The sequence below is a fragment of the Chryseobacterium oleae genome (genome assembly GCF_900115055.1).
In the GTDB taxonomy this organism is placed as follows: Bacteria; Bacteroidota; Bacteroidia; order Flavobacteriales; family Weeksellaceae; genus Chryseobacterium; species Chryseobacterium oleae.
In genome coordinates, this window is record NZ_FOVD01000001.1 from 825,366 (window position 1) to 837,012 (window position 11,647).

General features: G+C 39.2%; 9 protein-coding genes. 3 read left to right on the forward strand and 6 right to left on the reverse strand.

The window, feature by feature from the left end; all coding sequences use genetic code 11:
- Nucleotides 1-46: 46 nt before the first annotated feature.
- Both BM143_RS03625 and BM143_RS03630 read right to left on the reverse strand, forming a co-directional pair.
- Nucleotides 47-613 (reverse strand): Crp/Fnr family transcriptional regulator, encoded by a 567-nt coding sequence (locus tag BM143_RS03625; protein WP_090023877.1) that lies wholly within the window; start codon nt 611-613, stop codon nt 47-49.
- A gap of 901 nt (nt 614-1,514) precedes the next feature.
- Nucleotides 1,515-3,284, reverse strand: coding sequence for an aminopeptidase P family protein (locus BM143_RS03630; protein WP_090023070.1), 1,770 nt, complete (start codon nt 3,282-3,284; stop codon nt 1,515-1,517).
- A 626-nt stretch (nt 3,285-3,910) separates the two neighbouring features.
- Here BM143_RS03630 and BM143_RS03640 point away from each other — a divergent pair.
- Genes BM143_RS03640 through BM143_RS03650 form a run of 3 tightly spaced genes read left to right on the forward strand, consistent with a single transcriptional unit; the run spans nt 3,911 to nt 5,652 of the window.
- Nucleotides 3,911-4,348, forward strand: a complete 438-nt coding sequence (locus tag BM143_RS03640; RefSeq protein WP_090023073.1) for a DUF6526 family protein — start codon at nt 3,911-3,913, stop codon at nt 4,346-4,348.
- A gap of 20 nt (nt 4,349-4,368) precedes the next feature.
- A complete protein-coding gene (locus BM143_RS03645) occupies nt 4,369-4,536 on the forward strand; it encodes a hypothetical protein (RefSeq protein ID WP_034728232.1) in 168 nt (55 codons plus the stop codon).
- A gap of 9 nt (nt 4,537-4,545) precedes the next feature.
- Nucleotides 4,546-5,652 carry a DNA topoisomerase IB gene (locus BM143_RS03650; protein WP_090023075.1) on the forward strand — a complete coding sequence of 369 codons (1,107 nt, stop codon included), beginning with the start codon at nt 4,546-4,548 and terminating at the stop codon, nt 5,650-5,652.
- Nucleotides 5,653-5,894: 242 nt separating this feature from the next.
- Here BM143_RS03650 and BM143_RS03655 read toward each other — a convergent pair whose 3' ends face one another.
- From BM143_RS03655 to BM143_RS03670, 4 genes are all read right to left on the reverse strand, one after another.
- Complete coding sequence (locus tag BM143_RS03655) at nt 5,895-6,776, reverse strand: helix-turn-helix domain-containing protein (protein WP_034728321.1); 882 nt, start codon at nt 6,774-6,776, stop codon at nt 5,895-5,897.
- 271 nt (nt 6,777-7,047) lie between these two features.
- A complete protein-coding gene (locus BM143_RS03660; RefSeq protein WP_090023078.1) occupies nt 7,048-9,294 on the reverse strand; it encodes a TonB-dependent receptor in 2,247 nt (748 codons plus the stop codon).
- A 178-nt stretch (nt 9,295-9,472) separates the two neighbouring features.
- Nucleotides 9,473-10,363: an urea transporter gene (locus tag BM143_RS03665; protein WP_090023080.1), complete on the reverse strand. Its 891-nt coding sequence runs from the start codon at nt 10,361-10,363 to the stop codon at nt 9,473-9,475.
- A 219-nt stretch (nt 10,364-10,582) separates the two neighbouring features.
- On the reverse strand, nt 10,583-11,284 hold the full coding sequence (locus BM143_RS03670; RefSeq protein ID WP_047453799.1) for a membrane protein: 702 nt from the start codon (nt 11,282-11,284) through the stop codon (nt 10,583-10,585).
- Nucleotides 11,285-11,647 lie beyond the last annotated feature (363 nt).

Here is an 11,647-nt window from a genome sequence, read left to right on the forward strand (position 1 = left end):
ACTCATAACTCTCCCAAATCCCTTATTTAGAAAATATATTTTGATTTTAGATGGTAACTTCTTTCCTGATCCGGCTAAGATGCCTTTGGGTAATGCCCAGATAAGAAGCCAGATACTGCAAAGGGATTTTCTGAACATAATCCGGTTGATTCCCCAACAGAGCTTCATACCGCTGTGCAGCAGTGTCTCTCTGCAACTGAAAAAATCTTTTTTCCAATTCCAGATATTCCTGTTCGGCGATCATCTTGAGAAACCTGGTCCAGTTCAGATCGTCTGTTACCAGATCATCTACGGCATCTTTTTTTAAAACCATCAGATCCGCATCCGTAATGGCCTGCATATTTTCCCTGCTAGGACAGTCTGAAATAAATGACGAATAGCCCGCCATCAGCTGGTTGGGAAACCGGAAGCAGTAGGTCATATCCTTTCCTTCATCTGAAATATAGTAGGAACGGAAAATTCCAGATACTATAAAAGCGATTTCTTTACATTTTTCGCCTTCCTGTACAAAAAAGTCGTTTTTATGCACTTTTCTGGTTTCAAAAAGCGGTAAGAACTCTTTGATCTCAACTTCGGAGAACAGATTAAAGCTTCGGAAAAAATCTTCTACCATGGTTTCAAAATTAGAACTTAGAATTCCATCTGGCTTTCTATAGTTTTTAGCGAAATTAAACAAATAAGAAATGATCCACAAAAGTAAGGGTGTGCTCTCGCAGATTTCTCTGATCATGCAGATCTCATTCATGTTTTTTGAAACATTAAGATCAATGAAGGATATAAGGTTAGTTAAGAAAAATCAAATGATTTTATTAAGTTGGACGTCCTAAAGCGAAGCAAAAACTTAATATTCTTAAAACCTTAACACAGAATCTTAATGGTTGATTTTTTTCATATAAATGATACAGGTAGAGCAGATTAAAAAAAGTAAAAATCTGCATCATCTGATTAATCTACGTGAGATTTTTAAATTATTATATATCTATTGCATTCATCAGAATTGTAAGATTCTTAAAATTGTAATGTTTACTTATTTATTCGATTTAAATTCAGTTACGTTCATTCATCAATTTATTTTAACGCAAAGAGGAATTTTAAGACTGCAGATTTAAGTAGGCAAAGAGGGAATCAATTGTATTGATTTGATTAAGCGGGCGTTTTATCCTTATTGATCTGGTTTATGATAAAAATAAAACCACTTCAGGATGAAATGGTTTTATCTGCTTTGAATTTACTAAGTGTATATGAAGTTATGAATGATGTCTTGTTACTGATGCAAAGATAGATCACGCCGTATCGCTTTCTGTCAGGGGAATCCCTAAAATTATATCCGTGAAAATACGGTTGTATTCATGAAAAAGCCCCGCAGAGGAATCCGCAGGGCTTCAAGAATTTATCTAACAATTATTAATGTTCAAAGTTTAAATCCGGTGGTTAAAGGGTAACACTCAATCTCTTAGTTATCCCAAAATTGACAATCAACTATTCACAATTGACGCTCTCCACCATTCACTTTGTTAAAGCGGGCTCACCAATTCAAGGAACCACTCTTTAACTTCTCCCTCAAGATAAGGGCCTAATTTTTCTTCACAAGTCTTATGATAGCTGTTCAACCATGCAATTTCCTCTTCTGAAAGAATTTCTTTAACAATCGTATCTTTAAAGAACGGGCAGAAAGTCAGGGTTTCAAATTCATAGAATGTTCCGTGAATTGTTTTTTCTGCTTCTTTTACAGCGATCAGGTTTTCATGACGGATTCCGTATTTTCCTTCCAGATAATATCCCGGTTCATTGGAACATACCATTCCCGGAAGAAGATCCTGAGCGTTCAGGTCTTTTCTGATACTCTGCGGACCTTCGTGAACATTCATGAAGCTTCCAACTCCATGACCTGTTCCATGGTTGAAGTCTTTTCCTTCCATCCACAACGGCAGTCTTGCAATCGCATCCAGATGAACTCCTTTTGTTCCTTTCGGGAATTTCACCATAGATAAACGGATCAGCCCCTGAAGCACCAAAGTAGAATTTCTTTTGAACTCATCAGAAAATACTCCTAACGCTAAAGTTCTCGTAATATCGGTCGTTCCTTCCAGATACTGTCCTCCTGAATCTACCAGGATGGTTGCATCATTCGTAACGTCTTTGCTTCCTTCGCTTTTTGCAGAATAGTGCATGATCGCCCCATTATCTTTATAACCTACGATGCTTCCAAAGCTTTCGCCCACAAAGTTTTCACCTTCTGCACGGAAACCTCCCAGTTTTTTACCGATGGAATATTCGTTCATGGCTTCTTTTCCGGCGGTATGCGTCAGCCAGTAAAGGAATTTCACCATTGCGACACCATCTCTTACCATAACCGTTCTGAATCCTTCCAGCTCGGTTTCATTTTTCTGGGCCTTCATCAGATTACCCGGAACCGGCGCTTTTATAAACTGGTTGTCAGCTTTTAACGTTTCATAGATCATTTGGTTGCTGTTCGGAGAAACCAATACCTTTTCATTTTTGAATGCGCTCAGATAGTTGTAAAACTCTTCGTAAGGCATCATTTTCACAAAGGAATCATCCATCTGCTTTCTGGCAGGTACTTCCAGTTTTTCAAGATCTGTGAATAATACGGCATCATTCTTAGTGATTACGATATATCCTAAAAAGACAGGATTGCTTTCTACATCACTTCCTCTTAAATTCGAGGTCCAGGCTACATCGTCCAGACTTGAAATAACATGTACGGTAGCTTCCTGATCTTCCATTTTCTGACGGATAGCTCCCAGTTTATCGGTCACCGATTTTCCGGCTCTCTCCACAGGATGTACAAAAATTGGATTTTTCGAAGGGGTTCCTCTGTCTTTCCAGATTTCCTTTAATAGCGGAAGATCTGCTAAACTTATATTTTTTGACTGCAGTTTTTGAGAAAGCAGTTCCCAATTGGCGTTGGATGTCGCAACAGCATTAACCGCCACTTTTCCACCAGCTGGAATTTCAGAAATGATCCAGTCGATATAGTTGGGAGTTCCTTCTATTCCATCTTTAAAAAGATCAATTCCGGAACCTTCCAGCTCAAGAGCGGCCTGCGTAAAGTATCTTCCGTCTGTCCAAAGTCCTGCTTTGTTTCTGGTAATTACCACAAAGCCGGCAGATCCCAAAAATCCGGAAAGCCAAGATCTCTCTTGCCATTCCTCGGGCAGATACTCGCTCATATGCGGGTCTGCAGAATATACTATAAATGCATCAACATTATTTTTCTGCATTTCTTCACGAAGTGCAACAACTTTTTCCTTTGAAGTCATTCTTTTTCTTTTTTAAAACACCGAAAGTTACGAAAAAATTGAGGTTTAGAAATGAAATAAGCGGCCTATTTTCGTTAATGATTTGTTATTTTTTTCTTTGGATAGGGATGTTTTTATTTAATGATTGAGAGTATTTTCGAATGCTGCGGTTTAAATTTTAAGCCATATAATTTACTGTGCGTTGTTAAACCTTATAGGTTTAGTGTGCAAAGTTTCGTTGGTTGGTTTTTCGCAAAGGCGCAAAGACTTTCCTTGGATCGCTTATTTAAGGCGCGAGAAAATCGAAGATTTTCAGCTAGGAAACTCGGCTTTGAAAAATTGTGAATTGTCACTTAACAACACAATCAATATAAAGTACATATAAACTTAGCGTCTTTGCGAAAAACCAACTGATATTTTTAAACACAAATGACATGAATGTTTAGCACAAATGATCACTAATTTGAGGTTTCTTATCTATTTTTCACGAATTAAAATGAATGATTCTAACCAACAAAATCATTCATTATTATGATTACCCAAAAATAATTGGCAATATTGATTAAAATACACATTTACATACCACAAAAACATCAATATTACTAAACATATAAAGTTTTGGAAAGATTATTGCTACTATTCACCGTATGAGCGAGCAGAATTATAAAAATCATAGGAAATTTTATCCTCCCCATCATTTCATTTATCTTCCGATATTGATCATACTTGAAGTTTTTGGCATCTATAAGATTTGGGACAATCCCGAAAATCAACTGACCTGGATATTATTTTCCATTGTAATTTTTCTGCTTTTCTATCTGGCTTTTATGACCAGACAGCATTATGCGCTGGGACTTCAAAACCGGATGGTGATGCTTGAATTTAAGCAACGGTATTTTGAAATTTTCGGAAAGAGATCCGATGAAGTAGCTGATCAGTTAAAATTCAGTCAGATCGCTGCCCTGAGATTTGCTTATGATGATGAATTTAAAGAGCTTCTCGGCAAAGCCCTTAAAGAAAATATCTCCGGAGATGAGATCAAGCGGTCCATCAAAAACTGGAGAGCCGACCACCAAAGAATCTAATAACACTAAAATATTATATCATGAAAAAGTTGACCTTATACAGTATCACTTTATTTACATTGCTTACACTGACAAGCTGTGAAGCAATAGAAACTATTTTCAAAGCTGGAATGTGGTGGGGAATTATCCTGGTCGTTGCAGTTGTAGTCATCCTTTTTCTGATTTTTTCGAGGGGTAAAAACTCTTAACCATTTTTTATGGAGAAGAATACGAACCTGGAGATTATTTCCCACCTGAAGCCTTCAAAGATTGTCAAGATCATGAAGGATCCCGAAGCCTCCGCAAAGGCGGTACATCTTGTATATACCACCGATGCGGAAACGGCCGGGATCACGCGTAAGAAAACAGGAAAAAAGTATTCGTACTACAAAGACGGGGAAAAGCTTAAAGACAAAGAGGAAATCACCAGGATCAATAAGCTGGTCATCCCTCCTGCCTGGGAAAACGTCAGGATCTGCGCTTTGGACAACGGACATCTTCAGGCAACAGGCTTCGACGTAAGAAAAAGAAAGCAATACCGCTATCATCCGCTGTGGAGTGCTTTAAGAAATCACACCAAATTTTACAGAATGCTTCAGTTCGGGTATGCACTGCCCGATATACGGCTTCATGTAGAGCAGGATCTTGCTTTAAGGAATTTTGAGAAAAGGAAAATACTGGCACTTATCGTAAGTCTGATGCAGCGTACCAATATCCGTATCGGGAATAATGCTTATGAAAAGCTGTATGGCTCCTTCGGTTTAACGACTCTGAAAGATAAGCATGTGAAGATTAACGGTCAGAAAATGACTTTCTCTTTTAAAGGAAAGAAAGGCATCATGCACAGTATCGACCTGAAGAGCAAAAGACTTTCAAGGATTGTCCAGAAGTGTAAAGATATTCCGGGGAGGGAACTTTTTCAATATTTTGATGATGAAGGAAACCGCCATTCTATAGACTCGGGAATGGTGAATGACTATATCAAGGAAATAAGCGGAGAAGATTTTACGGCCAAAGATTTCAGAACATGGTCGGGAACCGTAAGCGCCCTGATCGCTTTTAAAGAAATCGGGTATGCTGAAAATGACTCACAATACAAAAAGAAGGTGAAAGAGGCGTTGGAAATCGTTGCCGAACATCTCGGAAATACCAGTACGGTCTGCCGGAAATATTATGTTCATCCTCTGGTGATCAATCTTTACGAAAATAATACCATCAAAAAATACATTGATGAACTGGAACACATTGAAGAAAACGATGGAAAAGCCAGCCTTACCCAGGAGGAAAAACTGGTGCTGAAAATTCTGGGAAACGAGAAAATGTAGGAAGGATGGAAGTTACAGGAAGCCCTGCGATCAATCTTCTGCTTCAATTCATCTATCTATATATATTTGGAAGAGGGAAGCACCAAGAGGGAAGTTATTGAACTCGCCGTATAAATTTTTCATCCTTAATTCAATTATCGTACACCAAAAACTCTAAAACCCTCTGACTCGCTCAAACCCAAATCATAGAACCCGTACCCCGAAAACGCTCACACCCTAAAACTCTCCAACTTTCAACCCATTCAAACTCTGTTTTTCAAAAACTGCGTCCGATAATCCTTAGGCGTAATTCCTGCGATTTTCTTGAAAAGCTGGGTAAAATGTGATGCCGTATGGAAATTCAGTTCGTAGGCTATTTCTGCAATATCTTTACTTGAATGAAGCAGTGCTTTGCTGTAATTAATATCGATCTCATTGATCCACTGCTTTGGGGATTTTTGGGTAACATTTTTTACACATTTATTCAGATAGCTTTCTGTTACTGAAAGTTTGTCGGCGTAAAAAGCCACGCGCTTTTCCACGACATGATATTTAAACAGAAGATCCCGGAACTGAAGTGACAATTCCATCGGGCGTGTCGCTGATTTGTGATGGCTGTCTGAATCTGTACTCAGCATTTTCACGAGAATCAGGTGTAGCATGGTGACTACGACTTCATTAATATTCAGATTGTTCAGCCAAAGTTCCTGTTCGAGAATGGGAAGCAGCTGGGTAATAGTTCCGTAAGTCAGACTGTCCAGATTCAGGAAAGGGGTCATAAAGAAGATGCTGCTTTTGTGTTTCGGCAGCTCCTGTTCAGACAGAATATTGTTTTCGTACGCCAGAAAAAATCCTTCAATATCATCCGAAAGTTCTACCGTTGCGGTGATGGTTCCCTGTTTAATGAAGATCACACCGCCTTTTTCAGCACGGTATTCTTTATTTTCCAGATACTGCCTGATATGCCCGTTGGTCACAAAAATAATGAAATTAAAAGTGGTCCGGTACGGGATCACCGGCATCAGAATTCCTTTAAGGTAATTTTCGAGACGGTAAAGCTGTATGTCTGCATTATTGGCTAATATTTTCTCCGTAATTTTCGGAAGAAAGAGCTTTTTATACTGAAAATTGGATAGTACTTCCATGGTTGATTGGATTTTTTGTAAAAAGTAGGATGTACAAAGTAAAATGTAAAATTAAGGTAAGTAATATTAATCAATCATATAATACTGATTTAATCTTGGAAAAAATAATTTGGCTAAAGCCTTCTTCAATCCGTATATCTTGTAAAGCGGGCTTTAGCCCGCTTCTATTGAATATATAGGAAGCCATCCGGGGAATACCTGGTCGTTAAATATGATTAGCGACACCCTATTTACCTTTTACTTTGTACACAATACAATTATACTTTTTAAATTAAAACTTATAATACACTCCCATTCTCACCCCAAACGGGCTTCCTGGTGTATAGGTAAGATCTGTGATGGGCTCTGCTTCACCTTTTAACTGGGTTTCTGTAGCAAACTGAGCTTCATTCCAGTTGACATTGAAGAGATTATTCACCTGAATATTGGCGCCCCATTTCTGGCGGTTGTAGGAAAGCATCAGATCGTTGACGAAATAGGCTTTTGTTTTGATGCTGTTATCTTCTACTGCCGGTCTGGAACCCAGATATCTGTATTGAAGTCCCAATGAGAAACCATGAAGAAAGTCCCAGTTCACGGAACCTGTACTCGTTACAACCGGAGCCAGTGGAACGTAATCTTTTCCTTTTTCTTCTTCGATGAATCTTGCGTGAGAATAGTTGATATCAGCATTAAGGTAGAAATTTTCAAGCGGCTGGAAACGCACGCCCAGATCGGCTCCGAAACGTTTTGATTTCCCGGATGGTTCCACTACCGCATCATCCCCGACATACACAAATTCCTGCTGCAGATACATATACCATAAAGCAGGGGTAATGATCAGTGATTTGAACGGATGCAGTCTCACCCCTAAATCTCCACCGATGGAATACGGAAGTGTTTTCTGATCAGGATTCGGAACGACTACTCTGAGATCATTGGAGTGGAAGCCCATTCCGGTTTTCAGGAACCACATGATGTTGTCGTTTTGAGCATAGGAAAAATTAAGTTTTGGACTTAGTCTTGTTGCTTCTTTCGACTGTCCGGATGGAAGCTGTTCAGGATCCAGCAGATTATGCATATTAAAAATAAAATGATCCACTCTCAAAGCCGGATTAATGGTCCATTTTCCTGTTTTCCAGATCAGTCCTGAATAGGCGTGAAGATTCGTTTCCGTACCATTTACATCTGCTTTCCTGTCCAGCAAAAGATCTCTGTGATAGACGTGGTTAAGCTGTAATGTATTGATATCATCATTTCTAAGCCCTACCCCGGAAATCCAGTTCAGTGAAGAGTTTCCCAATGTAAAACTTTTCGTGTATTTCACCTCAGCACCGTAAATATTTCTGCCGTCCGTCTGCTGAATTTCGTCGCCGTGGTCTTTGTCTTTTAAGTAAAAAGTAAAATCAGAATACAGATTAAAATTATACTTTGAATAAAACGCCATCGCATCAATCTGTTCTGAATCAGAAATGATATGTTTAAAATTCATCTGAAGATTGGTTCTGGAAGTTTTACCGCCTTCTGTAGGATCAATACTTCCCCACCGGCCGATGATTCCCTGGTCTACGGCACGTTCCGGAATTTGTCCTGATGCATTCCATGAAGAATTAAAGGTGGAGAACTGAATATTGAAATAATCTTTATCCGTAATCCACTGGTTGTATTTTCCGAAAATATTGACTCTGTTGAAATTCTGTTTTACATCAAAAGGCCCGTCGGTATAATTGTATTCTGCTGCTATGTAAGCATTCTTTTTTCCTGTATCATCATGCAGAATATTGAACATTCCGAGAACTCTCTTTGAATTGAACGAGCCGCCTTCCAGCTTGATCATGCTGTTTTTTAATCCATTATAGGTTTGAAAATCAACATATCCTGCTGTATTAAAATCTCCGCGGTCCATATAGTATGCTCCTTTTCCAAAGTCAATGTTATTAACCGTTTCAGGAATCACAAAATGCAGATCCGAATAGCCCTGTCCGTGAGCATGAGACACGATATTGACAGGCATTCCGTCTACATTCACGCTGACATCCGTACCGTGGTCTGCATCAAACCCTCTCAGGAAAAGCTGTTCTGCCTTTCCGCCGCCTGCATGCTGTGCAATGAATAATCCGGGAACTTTTCTCAACAGATCCTGTGCAGAATTTACCGGAAATTTATTTAAATCAACCTTTGTAATCGCTGATAAAAACGAACTGTGATTAATCGCAACCTCGGAAATCTGATAAGGTTTATGCTGTAAAAAAATAACTTTGTTTTTATCTTCATCATTAGTCACCGCGCATTTTACCTCATCATATCCCTGACGGCTGATCACCAGCGTATCAGGAAGACTTGCTGCAGGAATCGAAAAACTTCCGTCCGTTCCTGAGTGGGTATGACTGTTTCCATGATTATATTTTACCAAAACATTCGCAATGGGAAATTGGTCATCTGCATCTTTTATAGCCAGTTTTTTTTCTGTTTCCTGTGCTGATATTTTTCCATTAAAAGCCAATACCAGAAATACGGCCGCTATTTTTGTTATCTTCATTTTTTATTGATTTTTTATTGAGAACCAAGAGACAAGAGCCAGGAATCAAGGTGATAGACATCAGATTTCAGATATCAGACACCAGACTTTAGATTTTAGATTTTAGGAGGAGCAGGATAGATATTGTAAAGTTTTTTTTCACTCTAAAACTCTCCCACTCTAAAACTCTAAAACTCTCTTACTCAATTTTCTTTGTTTTAAATATTTTCTGAATTAAAAGGGTGATCCATGTTCCTGCGACGAAGGGAAAAGTGAGTACGCCGCCCACTTCATTAAGCGTATTGTGATCCACCAGGAGATCGTCGATGGCTACGGTAATGATGACCGCCACAAGTACCCAAATTCCGTCTGTTTTTTTGAATCCTGAAAAAACGATAGCAGAAAGTACCGCATTGAATCCGAAAAGTCCCATGTGGATTTTCTCAATCGATTCTCCGTTCATATGAGACAGATAAGCGCCCAAAACAGCACCCGCCAATCCATACAATGCTGCAGCCGGTGAACTGATAAATACCGCTACAAAGAAAATAATCCCGGACAATATGCCTCCCTGAAATATCACTTCCCCAAACGCATTGGTACAGGTCAGAAAATCATCATAATCTGCAGGACCGGCAGGAGCCGAGATCATTTCTGAAGCCGGAATCTGTGTAAAATGATGAAGCACAAACACGGCAACCCAGGTAATAATGATAAACGGAAATGTAAATACCGGAATCTTTCTCTGAATAAAAAAATGCTGAATCACCGCCGCCAAAGCCCCTCCCAACAGAATAAGAATCCAAATCAGAAGAGTCGCCTGAAAGACAAATGATAGGGCTACTCCCACCAATGCAGCACTAAATCCATAGAGTCCTGCATTGATCTCAGACGGATCATACTTTAATTTCATGGCTGTAAAAGTTCCGGCTGCCGTTGAGAGCAATACCGCTACCCCGCCCTGCCAGCTTCCCATGAAAATACCGATAAGAAACAGCAGGCCTGTCCATCTGTTTTCCTGAAGCATGATCTGCCCCATTCCTTTTAAAACATTGTCGATAAAAGGTAGTTTTTTGAAAAATTCGTTCATAGTTTTGTATTCATGTAGTATTTTATTAGTGGGAGTTTGAGGGTTAAGAAACAAGAGCCAAGATTTTAGACGTCAGATTTCAGATTTCAGACATCAGACATCAGACATCAGACGATAACTCATTACCTTAATTACTAATATCCATCAACCAGCAACTAACCAACCAGTAACTAGCAACCAAAACTCATTCACTCTCAAACCCTCCAACCCCACATCCCGTCACCATCCCAAAAACACCATTCCGATTCCGCAGACCGTTACTACAGCTCCGCTTACAACGCCCATATATCTTTCCAGTTTTTCTGTGTTGAATAAGGTGGAATAGCCGTAGCGTCCCAGTAGAACCATTCCCAGCATTGTCAAAACGGTGGTCAGTGTAAATGATATCACCAGAACAGCGATTTCAGACATGGAATGCTTTACTCCGGAATAGAATAATAAAGGAATTAATGGTTCACTCGGTCCCATTACGAAGATCATGAAAAGCACCAGTGGTGTCACTTTAATTCTTTTCTGTGGCATCACCATCTCCGTATGGTTGTGCTCATAAACATAAACATCGTCTCCCATCACATCGAAATGCTTGTGAGGCTTATTTCTGATGGCCTGGACCAATCCATAGATCAAATAAATTCCACCAAAGATCAGTAAGGCCCATCCTGAAAAATTCCCTCTCAGATCCTGAAACCATGAGATTTTATTTAGTTGCCATCCCAGAAATACCCCGATGAAGCCTAAGATCAGCGAGCTGAAAACATGTCCGAATCCGCAGACTACGGTTAGAATTGCGGTTTTCATTCCGCTCCATTTCTTAGATTTTGAGATGACGATGAAGGGCAGATAATGATCAGGACCTGAGGCGGTGTGTATAAAACTTATTGAGATGGCGCTTATGAGAAGTGCCCAAACTGTCGTGTCCATTTTTTTGTTTTTGTTTTTTCCAGTTATTTAGTTTTTGGCTAAAGCCCTGGTTGATGTTTTTATTTTTTTAATCGGGCTAAAGCCCGATTCTATTGAATATTGGCGTCTTTTGATTGAATTGAAATCTCGTAATTGCTACTGTTTATCAATTATCTATATTTTGGCTAAAGCCTTTGATTAGATTTCTATTTTTTTCAATCGGGCTAAAGCCCGATTCTATTGAATATTGGGGTCTTTTGATTGAATTGAAATCTTTTAATTGCTTTTATTCAAAATGATCTGATCTTTGGCTAAGACCAGGCTAAAGCCCGCTCCCATTCATTGAATAACCGTGTGACTTTAATCCTAAATAATATCCACAAA